The sequence below is a fragment of the Streptomyces canus 299MFChir4.1 genome (genome assembly GCF_000383615.1).
GTDB classification, from domain to species: domain Bacteria; phylum Actinomycetota; class Actinomycetes; order Streptomycetales; family Streptomycetaceae; genus Streptomyces; species Streptomyces canus_C.
On the sequence record NZ_KB911615.1, the window covers coordinates 19,142 to 38,756 of the forward strand.

Sequence of the window (19,615 nt, forward strand, 5' to 3'; positions counted from 1 at the left end):
TTCGGTGCGGAGCGGCAGCGGCGGTGCTGTCAGGCCGCGGCGGCGAGCTGCTTGCGCCAGCGCGTGAACAGCCGCGGCTGGTTCATCCCGAGCACGGCGACCGGATGCCCGGAACGCCGGTAGACGGCCAGGACGTTGTGGTCGTCCCGGGCGCCCTCCTCGATCGTCACGCTGTCGGCGGCGGCCGCGTGACCGGCGAACTGGATCTTCACGCCGTACTGGTCCGACCAGAAGTACGGCGGCCTGGGCGCGCTCGGTTCCACCGCGCCGCCCGCCAGCAGCGCGGTCACGGCCGCGTCGGGCCGCTCCCGGGCGCCCGTCCAGTGCTCCACGCGGCGGTGCAGGCCCGCGCGCGGGTCGTACCAGGAGGCGCAGTCCCCGACCGCGACCACGCCGGCCAGCCGGGTGCGGCCGTCGGCGCCGCAGGTGACGCCGTCGTCGAGGGCGAGCCCCGAGCCCGCGAGCCACTCGACGCACGGACGCGCGCCGACCCCCACGACCACGATGTCGGCGGGAAAGCTGCGGCCGTCCTCCAGCAGGACGGCCTCGACCCGGCTCTCGCCGCGCAGCCCCTTGACGCCCACCCCGCACAGCAGCCGTACGCCGTGGTCCGCGTGGAGGGCGGAGACGATGCCGCCCATGGTCTCGCCGAGCGGCCCGGCGAGCGGGGTCGGGGCCGCTTCCACGACGGTCACGTCGAGCCCGAGGGCGTACGCGGTGGAGGCGACCTCGGCGCCGATGAACCCGCCGCCGATCACCACCAGCCGTCCCCCGAGGGCCAGTTCGTCGCGCAGGGCGCGGGCGTCGTCCAGGGTGCGCAGGGTGTGCACCCCGGCCAGACCGTCCGTGCCGGGCAGGGTACGGGCGGCGGCGCCGGTCGCGATGACGACGCCGTCCGCCCGCACCTCGCTGCCGTCGGCGAGCCGTACGGCGCGCTGCGGGCCGTCGAGGCCGACGGCGCGGACGCCGAGCAGCCACTCGGCCCGCAGGTCCTCGTCGTCAGGCTCCAGCGCGAGATCCGCCTCGGCCAGGGAGCCGGCCAGGAACTCCTTGGACAACGGGGGCCTGTCGTACGGGCGGTGGAGTTCGTCGCCTATGACGACGAGCCGCCCGTCGAAGCCCTGCTTCCGCAGTGAACGCGCCGCCGACAGACCGGCGAGCGAGGCGCCGACCACGGCGACCGTCCTCACGCGGGTCCGCCGGCGAGCCGGGCCGCGACGCAGGGCGGCAGGTTGGGGGCGTCCAGGGACAACCGGACGTAGATCATGCCGTCCTCGACAAGGACCTCGTGGGTGCGGACCGGGCGCTTGGCCGGCGGGGCGTCCACGGCGCCCGTCCGCAGGTCGAACTTCGAGGCGTGCAGCGGGCATTCCACCTCGCAGCCCTCCAGCCAGCCGTCGGCGAGCGAGGCGTCCTGATGGGTGCAGGTGTCGTCGATGGCGAAGAGCTCGCCGTCGTCGGTGTGGAACACCGAGACCGGCGGATCGATGTCGAGCCGGTGGGCCTCGCCTCGGGGAAGGTCCACGAGACGGCACGCGGGAATCATCATGACACCTCGGTGCGTATAGCGAAACGGATTGCGTTGAACGCAACGTCAGTTTGAGGGCGGCCGCAAACCCTTGTCAAGGCGTCCAGAGGCCCGACCCGCACGAACATCGGCGTTGCTTCTTGCGCAATATCGTGCACGATGAACAACAAAGAGGCCCCTCTCACAGGACCACCACGGAGCGCAGCACCTCGCCGCGGTGCATCTTCTCGAACGCCTTCTCCACGTCCCCGAGGCCGATGGTCTCCGAGACGAACGCGTCGAGGTCGAAGCGCCCGTCCAGGTAGAGGTCGATGAGCGCCGGGAAGTCCCGCGAGGGCAGGCAGTCGCCGTACCAGCTGGACTTCAGGGCGCCACCGCGCCCGAAGACGTCGAGCAGCGGCAGCTCCAGCTTCATCTCGGGGGTCGGCACACCGACCAGGACGACGGTGCCGGCGAGGTCGCGGGCATAGAAGGCCTGCCGGTACGTCTCGGGGCGGCCGACCGCCTCGACGACCACGTCGGCGCCGAAGCCGCCGGTCAGTTCGCGCACCGCCGCCACGACGTCGGTGACCGAACCGTCGACGGTGTGGGTGGCGCCCATCCCCGTGGCCCGCTCCAGCTTGCGCGGATCGACGTCGACGGCGATGACCTTGGTCGCGCCGGCGAGCCGCGCCCCCGCGACGGCGGCCATGCCGACCCCGCCGCAGCCGATGACGGCGACGGAGTCCCCGCGGCCGACGGCGCCGGTGTTCACGGCCGCGCCGAAGCCCGCCATGACACCGCAGCCGAGCAGTCCCGCGGCCGTCGCCGGGGCCGCCGGGTCCACCTTGGTGCACTGCCCGGCGGCGACCAGGGTCTTCTCCGCGAACGCGCCGATGCCGAGGGCGGGCGCGAGCGGGGTGCCGTCGAGCAGGGTCATCGGCTGGGTCGCGTTGTGGGTGGCGAAGCAGTACCAGGGTTTGCCCTTGCTGCACGCCCGGCACTTACCGCACACCGCACGCCAGTTGAGGATGACGAAGTCGCCCGGTTCGACGCCGGTGACACCCTCCCCCACGGCTTCGACGCGCCCGGCCGCCTCGTGTCCGAGCAGGAAGGGGAAGTCGTCGTTGATCCCGCCCTCCCGGTAGTGGAGGTCGGTGTGGCAGACCCCGCACGCCTCCACCTTCACCAGCGCCTCGCCGGGTCCCGGGTCGGGGACCACGATCGTCTCGACGGAGACCGGGGCGCCCTTCGACCGGGCGACGACAGCACGAACCTCATGAGCCATGGGTCACTCCTCCGACAGCCGCGCGGGTTGCTTCATTCGATACACGAAGCACTATGCGCAACTGAGCATCGAGGAGGGGGAGCCATGGGTCAAGAGGTCGGATCCGGCCGGGCGCACGGAGAGGCCGTACGGCAGCACGCCGTACGGCCTCGACCGTCCACCGCGGGGCCTGGCACCCCGCGGCTCCCTGTCACTCCCCCACGTAGGCCTTCAGATGCTCCGCCGTGAGCGTGCCCCCCGTGGCGATGAGCTCCGCGGGCGTCCCCTCGAACACGATCCGTCCGCCGTCGTGCCCCGCGCCCGGGCCGAGGTCGATGATCCAGTCGGCGTGGGCCATGACCGCCTGGTGGTGCTCGACGACGATGACGGACTTGCCGGAGTCGACGAGCCGGTCGAGCAGGCCGAGGAGTTGTTCGACGTCGGCGAGGTGGAGGCCGGTGGTCGGCTCGTCGAGGATGAACACGCCACCCTTCTCCCCCATGTGGGTCGCCAGCTTCAGCCGCTGCCGCTCACCGCCGGACAGCGTGGTGAGCGGCTGGCCGAGGGTGAGATAGCCGAGCCCGACGTCCGAGAGGCGTTCCAGGATCTTGTGCGCGGTCGGCGTGCGCGCCTCACCGGCGCCGAAGAACTCCTCCGCCTCCGTCACCGGCATCGCGAGCACCTCGCTGATGTCCCGCCCGCCGAGGTGGTACTCCAGCACGGAGGCCTGGAACCGCTTCCCCTCGCACTCCTCGCAGGTCGTGGCGACCCCGGCCATCATCGCCAGGTCGGTGTAGACGACTCCCGCGCCGTTGCAGGTGGGGCAGGCGCCCTCGGAGTTGGCGCTGAACAGCGCCGGCTTCACCCCGTTGGCCTTCGCGAACGCCTTGCGGATCGGTTCCAGCAGTCCGGTGTACGTCGCCGGATTGCTGCGCCGCGAGCCGCGGATGGCGCCCTGGTCGACGGACACGATCCCCTCCGCGGCCGGGATCGACCCGTGCACCAACGAGCTCTTTCCGGACCCCGCGACCCCGGTGATCACGGTCAGCACCCCGAGCGGGATGTCGACGTCCACGCCTTGGAGGTTGTGCGTGCTCGCGCCGCGGATCTCCAGCGCACCGGTGGCCTTGCGGACCGTGTCCTTGAGCCCGGCCCGGTCGTCGAAGTGGCGGCCGGTGACGGTGCCGCTGGTCCGCAGCCCCTCCACGCTGCCCTCGAAGCAGACCGAGCCGCCCGTCGTGCCGGCGCCGGGGCCGAGGTCGACGACGTGGTCGGCGATCACGATCGTCTCCGGCTTGTGCTCCACGACGAGCACCGTGTTGCCCTTGTCGCGCAGGCGCAGCAGCAGGTTGTTCATGCGCTGGATGTCATGGGGGTGCAGCCCGATCGTCGGCTCGTCGAAGACGTAGGTGACGTCGGTGAGCGAGGAGCCGAGATGGCGGATCATCTTGGTGCGCTGCGCCTCGCCGCCGGACAGTGTGCCCGAGGAGCGGTCGAGGGAGAGATAGCCGAGTCCGATCTCCACGAAGGAGTCGAGGGTCTCGCCCAGCGCGGTCAGCAGCGGTCCGACGGACGGCTCGTCCAGGGCGCGCACCCATTCGGCGAGGTCGCTGATCTGCATCGCGCAGGCGTCGGCGATGCTGATCCCCTTGATCTTCGAGGACCGGGCGCCCTCGCTCAGCCGGGTGCCCTCGCACTCGGGGCAGACCATGAAGGTGATCGCACGGTCCACGAACTCCCGGATGTGCGGCTGCATCGACTCGCGGTCCTTGGCGAGCATCGACTTCTGGATGCGCGGGACGAGACCTTCGTAGGTCATGTTGATGCCCGCGATCTTCATCCTGACCGGCTCGCGGTACAGGAAGTCCTGGAGCTCGCGCTTGGTGAACTTCCGGATCGGCTTTTCCGCGTCGAAGAAGCCGGACTCGCTGTAGAGCCGGTAGTTCCAGCCGCCGGCCTTGTAGCCGGGGATGGTCATCGCGCCCTCGGCGAGCGACTTGGAGTCGTCGTAGAGCTGGGTGAGGTCGATGTCGTTGACCGTGCCCCGGCCCTCGCAGCGCGGGCACATGCCGCCGACGATGCTGAAGCTGCGGCGCTCCTTCACGGTCTGCCCGCCGCGCTCCATGGTCACCGCGCCCGCCCCGCTGATCGAGGCGACGTTGAAGGAGAACGCCTTGGGCGAGCCGATGTGCGGGGTCCCGAGTCTGCTGAAGAGGATGCGCAGCATCGCGTTGGTGTCGGTGACGGTGCCGACGGTGGAGCGCGGGTCGCCGCCGAGGCGCTGCTGGTCGACGGTGATGGCGGTGGTCAGCCCGTCGAGGACGTCGACCTCGGGCCGGCCCAGGGTCGGCATGAAGCCCTGCACGAAGGCGCTGTAGGTCTCGTTGATCAGCCGCTGCGACTCGGCGGCGATGGTGTCGAAGACCAGCGAACTCTTGCCGGAGCCGGAGACTCCGGTGAAGACCGTGAGCCGGCGCTTCGGGATCTCGATGCTGACGTCCTTGAGGTTGTTCTCGCGCGCCCCGTGCACGCGGATCAGGTCGTGGCTGTCAGCGGCGTGCCGGTCGCCCGGAGTGGCCTTGCCCATGGTGATGTGTCCTCCCGTTTTCGACAGCTTCGAACACTACGTCGGCACGCGCGCCTCAGCGCAGCTCCTGGACACGGATCACGTTGCCCGCGGGGTCGAGGAAGGCGCAGTCCCGCATGCCGTACGGCTGCTCGATCGGCTCCTGGATCACCTCGGCGCAGACCTGGAGCCGCTCGAAGACGGCGTCGAGGTCCGGGGTGGCGAGCAGGAGCTCGGGGTCCTCGCCCGCCGGGCGCAGCACGACCGAGGTGGCGGCCGGGCCCGCGGGGCCGACGGTGATCCGGCGCGCCGGGCCCTGGCCCACGTCACCGCGCACCTCGAAGCCCAGCACGTCCCGGTAGAAGGCCAGAGAGGCCTCCGCGTCGTCGTGCGGGAGGAAGCTCGCCCCGATCGTGATGTCCATGTCCGTCACGCTAGCCACCGCCTCCGGCCGGCGCTTCTCGAATCCTGACCGGTCCCCCGGGCTCAGCGCACCAGGCCCGCGATGTGTGTCGTGACGGTGTCGAGGATGTCCTCCCAGGCGGCCGCGTCGCCGAGGACGAGGTAGTTCAGGGTGAGCCCGTCGGTCATGGCCGCGAGATAGCGGGCCAGCACGGAGACGGGCACCCGCAGCTCCAGGTCCATGGCGCCCCGCAGCTGCTCGATCAGCTCGGCGTACGCCTCGCCGTACAGCTCGTACTGCCGCCTGGCCAGGTGCTCGAAGCCGGGCTCGCGCAGGGCGTACTGGGTGAGCTCGTAGGTGAGCATGTGCGTCTCGGGGTGGGCGCGGACGTGGTCCCAGTACGCCCGGAAACCGGCGGCGACGGTCTCCTCCAGGGTGTCCCTGGGGCGCAGCGCCTCCTGGACCACGCTCACCGACTGATCGGTGAGCGTGGTGATCACGGCCTCGACCAGGGCCTGCTTGGAGTCGAAGCAGTAGTGGAAGACGCTGAGGGACAGGCCGGCCTCGGCGACGATGGACCGGGTCGTCGTCTTGGCGACGCCGTCCCGGGCCATCGCCCTGATCGCCGCTTCCGTCAGCTGTCTACGGCGCTCGGCCGACGGCATGCGTGCCATGCGTGTCTCCCGCTGTCCTGTGGTTCAGCCGCTGTGGACGCCCACCTCGTAGAGCGAGTATCCCCAGTCGGTACCCCGGCCGAGACCGTGGACCCGGACGTAGCGGGCCGGCGTCCCGACGAACTTGGCGGTGTCCAGGCCACCGTCACCGGAGGTCGTGGACCAGACGCTCTGCCAGTTCGTCCCGTCCGTCGACAGCTCGATCCGGTACGACTTCCCGTACGCCCGCTCCCAGTCGAGCGTGACCCTGGAGACCAGGTGGGTGGAGCCCAGGTCGACCTGCCACCACTGGTCGTCGCTCCAGTCGCCGGCCCAGCGGGAGGAGTCGTCGCCGTCGACCGCCCGCCCCGGCTGATAGCTGGTGAACGGGTTGGACTCCGACGAACTGGCCGTCGCCGGCCTTCTGTCGGCGAGGTTCACGGACGCCTGGTGCCGCTCGGAGGCGCCCCACGTGTCCAGGTAGGACTCGGCGCCACGGAACAGGTCGTCGACCACACCCTGGCCGCCGACGAGCCGGATGTCCTCGATCCAGTCCGGGATCATGCCGACATGGGCGGCGCCGTCCGTGTTGAAGTCGAAGGTGCGCTGCCCGGACGTCTCCTTGTCGATGACCGAGCCGCCGTCGACGCTCTTGAAGGGGTACGTCACCTTGTTCGCGGCGTCGGCTCCGCGCGGTGCGGGGTGGTCGCCGATACCGTTGAAGTCGGTGCCGTAGCCGTAGCCCACGCCGTACTTGTCGCGCAGCGCGTCGGTGCGCTTCGCCTCCGCGGCGAACCCCTCGGAGCCGTGCATGTACTGGGCGACGAAACCGCCGAGGGAGTAGACCCGCTCGGTCCAGTTGAGGTCCATCCAGCTGTGCGAGGAGAGCACGCCCGGGTAGTTCGCGGCCTCGAAGATGTCGAGGACCTGCCCGGTGGCCTTGACGCTCATGTGGTCGATCTCGAGCATCATCTTGCGTTTCATCATGCCGCGCACGGCGTATTCGCCGAGATCGGTGAGCCCGCGGACGTTGCACTGCGCGGCCTTGTCGTACTCCGGGACCTCGGTGCCGGCCGGCAGGTCGGCCTCCGCCGCCGAGGCGGCCGTACCGATGGGGTTGTCGTGCTGCGGGCCCTTGCAGGTCTCGGTCTTCCAGAAGGTGCCGGTGGACAGGAACTGGCCGACGTTGATGGCGGTGCCGAGGCCGCCCTCGTCGAAGCGGACCCCGCACAGGGCGTTGTCGAACTTGTGGCACAGGAACATCGAGCGCACGCCAAGGCCGTACAGCTCGTCGAGTCCCTTGTCGATGTCCGCCTTGCTGCACTGCCCGATGTCGAGGATCTGCTTGCAGCCGAACGGCTCGGAGGTCTCGACGCCGAGGACGACCGCCAACTTGCCCTGTTCGATGACCTGTCGGGCCTGCGCGCTGTCGGTGACGATCCGGAACCAGCCCTTGCCGGTGCCGCCGTACATCCGGTCGACGAAGGCCTGGAGGTCGTACGTCATCCTGGCCTGGAGGCGGATCGAGGTCATCTCGTCACAGCTGCGGTCCTTGAACGGGTAGACCGAGCAGATCATGCCGTTGGTCACGAGGTCGTTGACGAGCACCCGCTGGCCACCGCGCCAGGCCCGCTCCACCCAGGCGTAGTAGTTGGCCTGATGGGTCATCGAGTCGTACGCCGGCCAGTCCTTGAAGGTCGGCCAGCCGACCGGGTCGTGCTTGCCGTCGCCGCCGTGGGTGATGTAGTCGAAGAGGGCGAGGCTGCCGTCGGGATAGTGCTCGGGGCAGTCCTTGAGCGCGTCGGCGACTCCGGCCTCGGAGTACACCTTGCCGCAGATCAGCCGCCCACCGAAGGCCTCGTTGGAGAAGAGGTGGTTGTGGGCGTCGATGAACCCTTTCACCTCACCGGCGGAGTCGGTACCGGTGAAGGGCGCTCCGGTGACGTTGATCCCGGCGTCGGGGGTGGGCCTGGACGTCGGTGTCCACCAGTCGGTGGCCGCCGCACTCGGCGTGGGGCCGAGGAGGGCGGCCAGCACCAGGAAGAGCACGGAGACGGCGGTGATGTTCTTGCGGCTGCGGCAGAAGCGTCCAGCCATGGCCCACGTCCCTCGGTCGGCGGGGGCGCCGTCGACCGAGGGCGTTTTGACTGCCCCTGGAGTTGTCATGACCGGCGCAATAGATGCGTCGAGGATCGCGACCGAGCGCGTTCCGAGTCAAGGGTCCGGGACAGTTGACCTGATACCTGGGGGTCATCAACCGTTCACGCAGGCCGCCCCGTTGAGAGTGAAAGCGGCGGGCGCGGTGTTCGTGGCACCCTTGCCGCCGATGAACCCGACGGTGACCGAAGCTCCGGCGGCGATGGTGTTGGTGTAGGAGGCCGGGGTGACGGTCACCGAGCCACCGCTCTGCGCGGCGGTCCCGCCCCACATGGTGGAGACGGTCTGGCCGTCGGCGAAGGTGAAGCCGAACTTCCAGCCGGTGACCGCGGAGCTGCCGGTGTTGCGGATGACGATCTCGCCCTGGAAGCCGCCTTGCCACTCACCGACCACGCGGTAGCCCACCGAACAGCTCCCGGCGGGCGTGTTCGCGGTGGTGACGCCGACCGTCGCCGAGCGGGCCGACCGGTTGCCGGCGGCGTCCCGGGCGTAGACGGCGAAGGAGTAGGCCGTGCCGGCGGTCAGGCCGGTCACGGTCACCGAGTTCGCGGCCGAGGCCGCGAGCCTGGTCTCGGTGCCCCCGCTGACACGGACGACGTCGTACCCGGCCACGCCAACGTTGTCGGTGGACGCCGTCCAGGTCAGCCGGGCCGAGGTCGCCGTGACCGCGGAAGCGGTGGGGGTGCCGGGGGCGGTCGGGGCCTGGGTGTCGGTGGAGCCACCGCCGAAGACGGTGGCTTCCTTGGCGGTCTGCGCGATGCCGTTGGCTCCGTTGAAGATGCGCTGACCCCATGACGTCATCCGCGCCGGGTCGAAGTCGAGCACGAGGTCGAGGATCGTATCGGTGTTGCCGCTCCACGACCAGGCCAGATAGCCGAGGTGGAGCTGCTCGGCGGTGGCCATCATGGTGTCCTCGTCCGGGTCGCCCCACTGGTCGGCGGGGCCGCCGAACTCCCCGATCACGATCGGCAGTTTGGCGCTCACGAAGGCGTTCAGGTAGTCGGTGATCTCCGCAGCGGTGTCGAAGACGCTGTACATGTGGATCGAGAAGATCAGGTTGCCGGTGGTGTCGGCCGCGTACACGGACTGGGCGTTGGTGCGCATGACCTGCTGCCAGTCCTGGCCCCAGTTGGGCGCGTCCACCATGATCGTGTGCGCGAAGCCGGCGCTCCGCAGCTTCTGGATCGCGGCGATCGTCGGGGCGGTCCAGCCGGCCGGGTCGGTGTTGCCCCAGGGCTCGTTGCCGATGTTGATGACGATGTAGTCCTCCTGGCCGGCCAGCACGCTCTTCAGGCCGATCCAGTAGTCGGCGGCCTGGTCGAGGGTGCCGGCGGCGCTGTCCTCGCCGTAACCGGTGGTGTCGTGCACCTCCAGGACGCAGATGAGCCGGTTGGCCTTGCACTGGGCCACGACGTTGGCCACGTCCGCGGCGGTGTTGGCGGTCCAGCGATGGCCGTCGGCGAGGACCACGCGGACAGTGTTGGCGCCCCGCGCCTTGATGTCGGCCAGCGACCCCAGCTCGTTCGGGTACCAGGTGTGGGCGTGGTTGACGCCGCGCATCACGAAGTCGTTGCCGTTGCCCTCGACCAGGCGGCCGTTGCTGATGTGCAGACCGGCGGCCTGGACGCCGGGCTGCTGGGCGGCCTGGGCCGTGCCGGGAGCGAGCGCGCCGAGCACCACCAGCCCGACGAGGGCCGCCAGCCGTGCCAGGAGGGTGCCTAAGGGGCTCTTTCTTGTTCTTCTCACTGCGGCTCCAGGGGTGGGTGAGGCGGTCGGAAGAGGCATGGGAGCGCTCCCATCCAGCCACTTCGTCGAGTACACGTCAAGACGCGCGACGGCAAAGGGCGCTGACCGCGCATAGTGTTCCGAGCCTCGACCACCGCACCCGGGAGGCACGTTGACCACACGACCCGTCGACCCCGACGCCGTCAACGCCGAGGCCTGGCACGTCTACGGCGACCACCATCTCCGGCGCGGCACCGTCCTGCCGGAGCTGGTGCGGTTCGAGTGGGGCCCGGGAGGCACCGGCCCGGGCGCGGGGATCCTCGGTGAGCTCGCCGGGCGGCGGGTGCTGGACCTCGGCTGCGGCACGGCCCGGCACGCGGCACATCTGGTCCGCGTGCACGGCGCCTCGGTTGAGGCGGTCGACTCCTCCCCCACCCAGTACGAACGCGCCCGCGCCCGTTACGGCTCCCTGTCCGGCCTGCGCCTGATCAGGGCCGACGCCGTCGCACACCTCGGCACGGCGGAACCGTACGACGTCGTCTACTCCGTCAACGCGGTGCCGTACATCGATCCCCGCCGCCTGCTGCCCGCCCTCGCCACCGCGCTCCGGCCCGGCGGGACGCTGTGCTTCACCGTGCTGCACACCAACTCGCGCGGCGACGGCCCCTCCTGCGTCGTCGAGTCCCGGCCCGAGCTGCTGCGGCTCGCCGGCGGCGGGGAGACGACCGTGCGGATGTGGGTGCTGACTCCGGAGCTCTGGACGGACCTGCTCGGCGAGCACGGCCTGCGCGTCGAGGGCGTCGACGTCCTCGACGCGCCGGAGGACGGCAACCACGCCTCGTACCGAATCTTCCGGGTGACCCGGCCCGTCCGGGTCTCCTCCCGCCCGCGCACGAACCGGGGTCCGGTGCCGCACGCGGCGATCGGGGTCGGCGCCATCCTGTACGGCCCCCAGGGGCTGCTTCTCGGCCGGCACCGGCGCGGCACCTGGGAGCTGCCCGGCGGCACGGTGGAACCCGGGGAGTCCCTGCGGGAGACGGTCGTGCGCGAACTCCGCGAGGAGACCGGGATCGAGGCCCGCCCGGCCGACGTCCGGCTGCTGGGCACGCTCCTCGACGATGTCGACGGCGTGGTGCGGATGACCGTGGCCGCACAGGTCACCGCGTGGCGGGGCGAGCCCTGCGACCAGCCGGACGAACGGGTCGGCGACTGGCGCTGGTTCGCCCTGGACCGGCTCCCGGAGAACCTGTTCGTGTGCAGCGCCCAGGGTCTGACCGCCTGGCGCCCGGACCTGCCGATCGATCACACTCCGGCCCACTTCACGCCGTTCGCCGGCTAGGAGCCGTGCAACCCCCTCGCAACCTTCCCCGTGCTGCACTCGGCGACCATGGACGAGGATTCCGCACCTGCCGGGTACCACGAGGTGCCGCGCGTCGAGCTCACGCCCGCGGCCGCCGAGCTGCTGCGCCGGTTGCGCGAGGCACACGGGCCGCTGATGTTCCACCAGTCCGGCGGTTGCTGCGACGGCAGCGCGCCGATGTGCTTCCCGGAGGGCGAGTTCCGCACCGGCGGCTCGGACGTGCTGCTCGCCGAGCTGGACGTGCCGGGGGTCGGGGAACCGGTGACCTTCTGGATGTCGAGGAGCCAGTACGAGGTGTGGGCCCACACCCGGCTGATCGTCGATGTCGTCGCGGGCCGGGGCAGCGGATTCTCTCTGGAGGCACCCGAGGGGGTGCGTTTCCTCATCCGTTCGCGTGTGGTCGGCGCTGAGTAGCCCCTCGGGTCGCCGTCGTCTGGTGCACTTCCCCTGAGTTCTGGGACAGTTGACACGACCTCAGGGGAGAGCTGTGACGCACCGTCAAAGACGTTCCGGCGCAGGCAGATCGGTACTCACGTTTCTCGCGGCACTCGGCACACTGGCCGGTGCCGCCCTGGTGGGGGCGGCCCCGGCCGGCGCCGCGCCGGGGTGGACACGGCTCGCGACGGGCGTGCAGTACGAGCAGTTCGACATCTCCGCGGCCGCGGGACCGGCACATGCCCATGTGATCCGTGTGGACCTGAGCGAGCCCGGCGTGCGGGTGGAGCTGCTGTATCCGGGGGCGGTGGCCGCGCGGGCCACGGTGTCCCGGCTGGCCACCGCACAGGGCGCCCTCGCGGGGGTGAACGGCGACTTCTTCAACATCTCGGAGACCCAGCATCCCGGCGTCGAGCCCACCGGCGCGAGCGTGGGCCCGGCGATCGCGCAGGGCCGTGCCCTCAAGGCCGCGGTGCCCAAGGGGCAGCGCTTCGGGCCCGCGCTGCCGCCCGGCACGAGCACCAGGGACGTGTTCGGCGTGGGCACCGACCGTCGGGCCCGCCTCGACGACCTGGCGCTCGACGGGTCGGTGCGCACCCCCGAGGGGCAACTGCCACTCGGCGGGCTGAACCAGTACGCGCTGCCCGTCGGTTCGGTCGGGGCGTTCACCTCGGACTGGGGCAGCGCGGCCCGGGTGCGGGCGACCTGCGGGACGGACCGGGACCGGGCCGCCCCGTGCAGCGCCGACACCTACGAGGTGACGGTCCGGGGCGGGCAGGTGGTCGCCGCGGCCGACTCCCCGGGCAGCGGGCCGATCGCCGCCGGCACCACCGTGCTCGTGGGCCGGGAGGCGGGCGCGCAGCAGCTGCGGAAGCTCTCGGTCGGCTCGGCGGTGACCGTGCAGCACCGCCTGGTCGCGGCCTCGGCCGGAATCGCGTACCGCTTCGCGCTCGGCGGTTATCCGGTGCTGGAGGGCGGCCGCCCGCTGTCCGGGCTCGACGACACGACGTCGGCCGTGCGCACGGCCGTGGGGATCGCGGACAGCGGCCGGCGGCTGTATCTCCTCGCGCTGGACGGGGCGGCCGGCTATCGCAGTGGGCTGACGATCGCCGAAGTCGCGGACACCATGCGCACGTTGGGCTCGGTCGACGCCTTCAGCCTGGACGGCGGCGGCTCCACGACCATAGCCGCACGCAAGCCGGGCGCCGGCACCGTCACCGCGCTCAACCACCCCTCGGGCGGCGCCGAACGGCCCGTGCCGAACGGCATCGGGGTGTTCTCGACGACCTGAGGCGGCCCCGGTCAGGGGCGCAGACCGCTGACGATGTCGGCGGTCGCCGTGACGCCGCTGTGAATGGTGGGCGCGAGGCTCGTACCGGCCAGATAGAAGCCGAGCAGCGCGCACACCAGCGCGTGGGAGAACTTGAGTCCGCCGCTGCGCAGGAAGATCACCGCCAGGATCAGCAGCAGCACCAGTACCGAGATGGAAATCGCCATGGACAGCCTCCTCCGCCACGCCGCCGGGTCCGTTTCGCGGCGTTCGGCCGTAAGTGTGGCGTAGCGGAGGGTTCGTCCGGGCGGCTGAAGTGTCCTCCGAACGAGTAGTGTTCGCGCCCGCTCGCAAGCGCCTACCGGTGGGCGTCCAGGAAGGCCTCCAGGCCCGCCAGGTCGTCGGTGTTGAAGTGGTCGACGTCGGCGGCGAGGAGCTCGGTCCACAGCGCGTCCCGGGCAGGCCCGGCCAGGTCCGGAGTGGCCCAGAACCGCACCTTCTGCCCGCGCGCGTGGGCCTGCTGGACGATGCTCCGCAGCTTCTGCCGCTCGGCGTCGGGGAAGGCGCCCTCGCCGAGCCAGGTGAAGTTGAGGGTCCAGTTGTCGCTGATCAGCGGGATGAGGGAGGCGGGCGCGGCGGTGCCGAGGTCGGCGAGCCGGCCGTCGTAGAAGGCCCGGCGCACTCTCTGGGCCTCCAGCGGGATGCGGGCGGCGCGGTCGCCGGAGATCACGGCGATGACGGGGCCGGGGACGGTCTTGCCGTGCACGTACGTGGTGAACAGATGCCGGTAGCGCCGCAGATGGCGGTCGAGTTCGAGGTAGGTCGAGGAGCCCTCGGTCTTGATGTCGACGAGCAGTTGGAGGGGGTGATGGCGACCCCGGTACACGGAACCTCGGTTGGCCTTGACGATCCTGGCCAGCGGGTCGAGGTAGAGGGACTCCAGGGTGCGCGTCGGGTCGAGGTCGTCCACGGTGTGGCCGACGAGGAGCTGGTCGCCGACGAGGAAGATGTCCGCCTCGACGCTGCCGAAACGGTGGTCGAGGGCGTCCAGGAGGGGGCGCGGGTGTTCGTAGTCGTTGTGGGCGTGGGCGCGCCACAGCGGACGGGGGCGGTGCTCGGTGCTGTCGGCCCACGCGCTGGCGGCGGGCGGGGCCAGGGTCGCCGCGGCCGCGGCGCCGAGGGCGGTGAGGGCTCTGCGACGGGTGATGAGGGCCATGTTCTGCCTCCCTGTGGGGCGGGTCGGAACCACAGGGAGTATGGGGCCCTTCGGCCCTCAATGGACCTGTACGTGACAGGAGTTGGCCGGACCGCCGCCGCCCGTTCACTCCTTCCGCGCAGGCGCACGGAAAAGCCCGCCCCAGGTGGGGCGGGCTTCACCGTCGTTCGCCGGGTGACGCTCAGGGCGCCTGGAGGTCGACGAGTTCGGCCAACCGGACGCGGTGGGCGCCCGCCGTGCCGTAGGCGATCGAGTCGGCCTTGGCCCGCTTGAGATACAGGTGGATCGGGTGCTCCCACGTCATGCCGATCCCGGCGTGCAGTTGGAGCGCCTCCTCGGCGGCGTGCACGGCGACGGAGGCCGCGTAGGCCTGCGCGACGGCGACCGCCACGTCGGTGTCCTCACCCGTCGCGAGCGCGTCGGCGGCATTGCGGGCGGCGGCGCGGAGGTTGACGACCTCCAGCCACAGCTGGGCGAGCCGGTGCTTGAGCGCCTGGAAGCCGCCGACGGGCCGGTTGAACTGCTTGCGCTCCTTGAGGTAGCGCACCGTCTCGGTCAACGTCCACTCGGCGAGCCCGAGTTGCTCGGAGGCGAGCAGTCCGGCCCCGGCCCGCAGGGCGCGGTGCACGGCGACTTCGGCGTCGCCCAGCAGACGGCCCTGAGCCCCGTCGAGGCTGACGGTCGCGAGCGGCCGGGTCAGGTCGAAGGAGATCTGCGGGGTGACGGCAGCGGCGGAGGACTCCACCGCGTACAGCCCGCCGTCGTCCGCGGGCACCAGCAGCACATCGGCCGCCTGGGCGTCCGCGATGGCGGTCAACTCCCCGTGCAGGGCTCCGCCTTCATGGCGTACGACCTTGTAGGCACCGCCCGGGGCGACGTTCAGCGCGACGGCGAGGGCACCGATCCTCCGCCCTGACGCGAGCTCGGCGAGCAGGTCGTCGGCCTCGCAGGCGAGCAGCGCCTCGGTGGCGACGACCGCACTGGCGAGATAGGGAACGGGAGCGACCGCGCGCCCCAACTCCTCCAGGACGACGGCGACTTCGCGGTGCGTGGCGCCCTGGCCGCCCTTGTCCTCAGGGACCAGGAGTCCCGCGAGGCCCATGCCGTCCGCGAGGGCCTTCCAAGCCGCGAAGTCGTGCGGGGTGTCCGACTCGGTGCGGGCGATCACGCCCGGCGCGTCGCAGTGGTCGGCGAGCAGGTCCCGTACGGCGGCCCGCAGCGCCTCTTCCTCCTCCGAGTACAGCAGGTCGGGCTGTGCGCTCATCGGGACAGGTCCTTCCAGGCGACGTCCTTGTCGGTGCGCGGCTCGGCCGGCAGGCCCAGGACGCGCTCGGCGACGATGTTCAGCAGGACCTCGGTGGTCCCGCCCTCGATGCTGTTGCCCTTGGAGCGGAGGTAGCGGTAGCCGGCGTCGCGGCCGGTGAAGTCCACCAGCTCGGGGCGGCGCATGGTCCAGTCGTCGTACAACAGGCCTTCCTCACCGCGCAGTTCGACCTCCAGGCCGCTGATCTCCTGGTTGAGGCGGGCGAAGGCCAGCTTCATGCCGGCGCCCTCCGGCCCGGGCTGTCCGGCGACGAGCTGCTGGCGCAGGCGTTCGGCGGTGAGGCGGGCGACCTCGGAGTCCACCCAGAGCTTCAGCAGGCGCTGGTGCAGCTCCTGGGTGCGCAGTTCGGGGCGCTCGCGCCAGGTCTTGGAGACCGGGCCGATCATGCCGCCCTCGCGGGGCAGCCGCATGCCGCCGATGGCGACGCGCTCGTTGTTCAGCGTGGTCTGCGCGACCCGCCAGCCGTCGCCGACCTCGCCGAGGCGGCGGGAGTCGGGGATGCGGACGTCGGTGAGGAAGACCTCGTTGAACTCGGCCTCGCCGGTGATCTGCCGCAGCGGGCGGACGTCGACGCCGGGGTCGGTCATGTCGCAGATGAAGTAGGTGATGCCCGCGTGCTTGGGCACGTCCGGGTCGGTGCGGGCGATGAGGATGGCCCAGCGCGAGTTGTGGGCGCCGGACGTCCACACCTTCTGCCCGTTGACCACCCACTCGTCGCCCTCGCGGACGGCCCGGGTGCCGAGGGCCGCGAGGTCGGATCCGGCGCCGGGTTCACTGAAGAGCTGGCACCAGACCTCCTCCCCCACCCACAGGGGCCGCAGATAGCGCTGCTTCTGCTCCTCGGTGCCGTACTTGAGGATCGTCGGCGCGGCCATGCCGAGGCCGATGCCGTTGCGCCGCGGGTCGTTGTCGGGAGCGCCCGCGGCCTCCAGCTCGGCGTCCACGACGGCCTGGAGGGAACGGGGCGCGTTCAGTCCGCCGAGGCCTTCCGGGTAGTGCACCCAGGCGAGCCCCGCGTCGAAGCGGGCCTTGAGGAAGTCGAGCCGGTCCGTGCTCGCGGGCTGGTGTGCGGCCAGCAACTCGGCGGTGCGGCGCTGGAGTTCGGCTGCGTCGGTCATGCCTGTGCTCCCGTGGGTACGACGGCGATCCGGCCCGTGGTCACCCCGTCGCCGAGGCGCTGCACGGCGTCCGCGGCCCCCGCCAGCGGCACCCGCTCGCTGATCAGCGGCTTGATCGCGCCCCGCGCGGCCAGTTCGGTGAGCTGCTCGTGGCAGTGCTGGACCAGCTTCGGGTTCTTGGTGTTGTACAGACCCCAGTGCAGGCCCAGGATCGCGTAGTTCTTCACCAGGGCGTGGTTGAGGGCCGGGCTCGGGATCGTCCCGCCGGCGAAGCCGACGACCACGATCCGCCCCTCGAAGGCGACGACCTTGGTCGACTGCGTGTAGGCCTCGCCGCCCACGGGGTCGTAGATCACGTCCGCGCCCCGGCCCCCGGTGGCCTCCTTCACGGCGGCGACGACGTCCTCGCTCCGCCGGTCGACCACCACGTCACAGCCCAGCTCCCGGGCCACGACGGCCTTTTCGGCACCGCCGACGACACCGATGACGGTGGCCCCGGCGGCCTTGCCGAGCTGCACGGCCGCGCTGCCGACCCCTCCGGCGGCGGCGTGGACGAGCAGCGTCTCACCGGCTTCCAGGTGGGCCCGCCGGTGCAGACCGAACCAGCCCGTCTGGTAGCCGATGTGCAGTGCGGCGGCCTCGGCGTCGTCCAGCGAGTCCGGCGCGGACAGCACAGCGGCGGCGTCCGCGACGGCGTACTCGGCGAAACCGCCATACGGCAGCGCGGGGTTGGCGATCACGCGCCGCCCGTCCTCGGTCTCGCCGCAGATCTCCACGCCCGGGGTGAAGGGCAGCGGCGGACGCACCTGGTAGTGGCCGCGGCACATCAGCACGTCCGGGAAGTTGATGTTCGCGGCGCGCACCTTCAGCAGGACCTGGCCGTCGCCGGGCACGGGCTGCGCCACGTCCGCGAGGCGCATCACCTCGCTCGGCTCGCCGTTCTCGTGCACTTGCCAAGCCTGCATGGGGGGCCTCCACGGGACTGCGTCGTCATGCCGGGGTCTGACCGGGGTCCCATGCATACTAAGCGGTCGCTTGCTAATCAGGGAACAGTCCGCGGGGAAAGTGTGGGCATGCACACCGAGGGGCCGCGCAGCGGTTGCACGACCCGGTGAGGCCTGAACAGGGTGACAGGGACGAGTCGGGCACCCGTCCCTCACCAGGTGGTCCCCGACGATCCCCGGAAAGGACCCGCGCACATGACGGTCATCAACAGCCCGCTGCCGGACAAGGAACGCGACATCGCGGGGACCGCCCTCCAGGCGACCCTGGTCGATCTGCTCGACCTGTCCCTGGTCGCGAAGCAGGCGCACTGGAACCTGTACGGGCCGCGCTTCCGTTCCATCCACCTCCAGCTCGACGAGGTGGTCACCACCGCCCGCGACTACGCCGACACGGTGGCCGAACGCGCCGCGGCGCTGGGGGTGAGCCCGGACGGCCGGGCCGCCACCGTCGCCGCCACCAGCGGGGTGCCGGAGTTCTCACCCGGTTGGACGAAGGACACGGACGCCGTCGGCGCCCTGGTGAAGGCCTTCTCCGCGGTCGTCGAACGGGTGCGGGGACGCATCGAGCAGACCGGCCCGGCGGACGCCGTGACCCAGGACCTGCTGATCGGCCTCACCGCCGATCTGGAGAAGCAGAGCTGGATGTTCCAGGCCGAGCACGGGGGCTGAGCCCGCCGAACGACCGCGGCCCCGCCCCGGCCCCGCGCCGGCGCTCAGTGTTCCAGCCGGTGCGGATGGGCCGGGTACACGCCCAGGACGCGTACCTCGGTGGAGAAGAACCGCAGTTCGTGCAGGGCGAGGGCGACATGCGACTCGTCGGGGTGGCCCTCGATCTCGACGTAGAAGCGGCTGGCGTTCAGCCCCGCGCCGATCTGGTAGCTCTCGATCTTCGTGAGGTTGACCCCGCTGGTGGCGAACCCGCCGAGCGCCTTGAACAGGGCGCTGGGGATGTTGCGCACGGAGAAGAACAGGCTCGTCATCGTCGGCTCCCCGGTGTCCGGGGCGACGACGGCCTCCCGGGACAGGACGACGAACCGCGTGGTGTTGTCGGGGTCGTCCTCGACCCCGGATCGCAGCACGTCGAGGCCGTACAGCCCGGCCGCGGCGGGCGGGGCGAGCGCCGCGTGCCGGGGATCCGCCAGCTCCGCCACCTCGCGCGCCGCTCCGGCCGTGTCGTCGGTGACCAGGGTGCGCCAGCCGCCCTCCCGCAGCACCTTGCGGCACTGCCCGAGGGCGTGCACATGGCTGCGTACGCACTCCACCTGGTCCGGTGTCGCCCCGGGCACGCCCATCAGGTCGAAGCGGATGGCGAGGAAGTGCTCGGCGATGATGAACAGCCCCGACTCGGGCAGCAGGTGGTGCACGTCCGCCACCCGTCCGGCCGCGGAGTTGTCCACCGGGATCACGGCCAGGTCGGCCGTGCCGAGCGTCACCGCGTCCAGCGCCTGCTCGAAACCCGTGCAGGGCTGCTCGGCGCACCCGGGGTAGAGGGTGTGCGCGGCGGTCGCCGAGTTGGATCCGGGTTCACCTTGGTAAGCGACGGTGGTCACTGGGCTCGGTCTCTTGTCGTCGGGCGGCAGAAGCTCCGTAACGTATCAGGGAACCCCCGC

At 71.3% G+C, this 19,615-nt stretch carries 18 protein-coding genes; 4 read left to right on the top strand and 14 right to left on the bottom strand.

The genetic code is table 11. From position 1 onward, the window contains the following. Positions 1–29 precede the first annotated feature (29 nt). The 8 genes from H293_RS0139595 to H293_RS0139630 all read right to left on the bottom strand — a co-directional run bounded on the left by H293_RS0139595 (position 30) and on the right by H293_RS0139630 (position 10,299). Complete coding sequence (locus tag H293_RS0139595) at positions 30–1,190, bottom strand: NAD(P)/FAD-dependent oxidoreductase (RefSeq protein ID WP_020123321.1); 1,161 nt, start codon at positions 1,188–1,190, stop codon at positions 30–32. After that, positions 1,187–1,549, bottom strand: coding sequence for a bifunctional 3-phenylpropionate/cinnamic acid dioxygenase ferredoxin subunit (locus H293_RS0139600; RefSeq protein ID WP_020123322.1), 363 nt, complete (start codon positions 1,547–1,549; stop codon positions 1,187–1,189). The genes H293_RS0139595 and H293_RS0139600 overlap by 4 nt, the downstream gene beginning before the upstream one ends. A gap of 160 nt (positions 1,550–1,709) precedes the next feature. Further along, positions 1,710–2,795, bottom strand: coding sequence for an S-(hydroxymethyl)mycothiol dehydrogenase (locus H293_RS0139605; protein WP_020123323.1), 1,086 nt, complete (start codon positions 2,793–2,795; stop codon positions 1,710–1,712). Positions 2,796–2,985: 190 nt separating this feature from the next. Next, positions 2,986–5,361: an ATP-binding cassette domain-containing protein gene (locus H293_RS0139610; protein WP_020123324.1), complete on the bottom strand. Its 2,376-nt coding sequence runs from the start codon at positions 5,359–5,361 to the stop codon at positions 2,986–2,988. A 55-nt stretch (positions 5,362–5,416) separates the two neighbouring features. Continuing rightward, a complete protein-coding gene (locus tag H293_RS0139615) occupies positions 5,417–5,764 on the bottom strand; it encodes a VOC family protein (RefSeq protein ID WP_028808593.1) in 348 nt (115 codons plus the stop codon). Positions 5,765–5,826: 62 nt separating this feature from the next. Next, positions 5,827–6,417, bottom strand: coding sequence for a TetR/AcrR family transcriptional regulator (locus H293_RS0139620; protein WP_020123326.1), 591 nt, complete (start codon positions 6,415–6,417; stop codon positions 5,827–5,829). A gap of 24 nt (positions 6,418–6,441) precedes the next feature. After that, positions 6,442–8,493 carry a discoidin domain-containing protein gene (locus H293_RS0139625; protein ID WP_020123327.1) on the bottom strand — a complete coding sequence of 684 codons (2,052 nt, stop codon included), beginning with the start codon at positions 8,491–8,493 and terminating at the stop codon, positions 6,442–6,444. A gap of 156 nt (positions 8,494–8,649) precedes the next feature. Next, positions 8,650–10,299, bottom strand: coding sequence for a cellulase family glycosylhydrolase (locus tag H293_RS0139630; protein WP_028808594.1), 1,650 nt, complete (start codon positions 10,297–10,299; stop codon positions 8,650–8,652). Positions 10,300–10,450: 151 nt separating this feature from the next. Here H293_RS0139630 and H293_RS0139635 point away from each other — a divergent pair, with 151 nt between their 5' ends. From H293_RS0139635 to H293_RS0139645, 3 genes are all read left to right on the top strand, one after another. After that, on the top strand, positions 10,451–11,617 hold the full coding sequence (locus H293_RS0139635; protein ID WP_020123329.1) for a bifunctional class I SAM-dependent methyltransferase/NUDIX hydrolase: 1,167 nt from the start codon (positions 10,451–10,453) through the stop codon (positions 11,615–11,617). Between the two features lie 48 nt (positions 11,618–11,665). Then, positions 11,666–12,052, top strand: coding sequence for a DUF779 domain-containing protein (locus tag H293_RS0139640; RefSeq protein ID WP_028808595.1), 387 nt, complete (start codon positions 11,666–11,668; stop codon positions 12,050–12,052). A gap of 73 nt (positions 12,053–12,125) precedes the next feature. Further along, positions 12,126–13,364: a phosphodiester glycosidase family protein gene (locus H293_RS0139645; protein WP_028808596.1), complete on the top strand. Its 1,239-nt coding sequence runs from the start codon at positions 12,126–12,128 to the stop codon at positions 13,362–13,364. 11 nt (positions 13,365–13,375) lie between these two features. Here the strand turns inward: H293_RS0139645 and H293_RS0139650 are convergent, their stop codons facing one another. The 5 genes from H293_RS0139650 to H293_RS0139670 form a co-directional block, all read right to left on the bottom strand. Beyond that, positions 13,376–13,570 (bottom strand): hypothetical protein, encoded by a 195-nt coding sequence (locus H293_RS0139650; RefSeq protein WP_007380378.1) that lies wholly within the window; start codon positions 13,568–13,570, stop codon positions 13,376–13,378. A gap of 131 nt (positions 13,571–13,701) precedes the next feature. Continuing rightward, a complete protein-coding gene (locus H293_RS0139655) occupies positions 13,702–14,559 on the bottom strand; it encodes a phosphatidylinositol-specific phospholipase C/glycerophosphodiester phosphodiesterase family protein (RefSeq protein ID WP_020123332.1) in 858 nt (285 codons plus the stop codon). Positions 14,560–14,740: 181 nt separating this feature from the next. Continuing rightward, positions 14,741–15,823, bottom strand: a complete 1,083-nt coding sequence (locus H293_RS0139660; protein WP_020123333.1) for an acyl-CoA dehydrogenase family protein — start codon at positions 15,821–15,823, stop codon at positions 14,741–14,743. Beyond that, positions 15,820–17,001 carry an acyl-CoA dehydrogenase family protein gene (locus H293_RS0139665; protein ID WP_020123334.1) on the bottom strand — a complete coding sequence of 394 codons (1,182 nt, stop codon included), beginning with the start codon at positions 16,999–17,001 and terminating at the stop codon, positions 15,820–15,822. Before H293_RS0139665 ends, H293_RS0139660 begins: the two co-directional genes overlap by 4 nt. Further along, on the bottom strand, positions 16,998–17,966 hold the full coding sequence (locus H293_RS0139670) for an NADPH:quinone oxidoreductase family protein (protein WP_028808597.1): 969 nt from the start codon (positions 17,964–17,966) through the stop codon (positions 16,998–17,000). Before H293_RS0139670 ends, H293_RS0139665 begins: the two co-directional genes overlap by 4 nt. Before the next feature lie 234 nt (positions 17,967–18,200). On the opposite strand from H293_RS0139670, the gene H293_RS0139675 reads away from it, so the two are divergent. Beyond that, a complete protein-coding gene (locus tag H293_RS0139675; protein WP_020123336.1) occupies positions 18,201–18,674 on the top strand; it encodes a Dps family protein in 474 nt (157 codons plus the stop codon). A gap of 44 nt (positions 18,675–18,718) precedes the next feature. Here the strand turns inward: H293_RS0139675 and H293_RS0139680 are convergent, their stop codons facing one another. Beyond that, positions 18,719–19,555: a prephenate dehydratase gene (locus tag H293_RS0139680; RefSeq protein WP_020123337.1), complete on the bottom strand. Its 837-nt coding sequence runs from the start codon at positions 19,553–19,555 to the stop codon at positions 18,719–18,721. Positions 19,556–19,615: the final 60 nt, after the last annotated feature.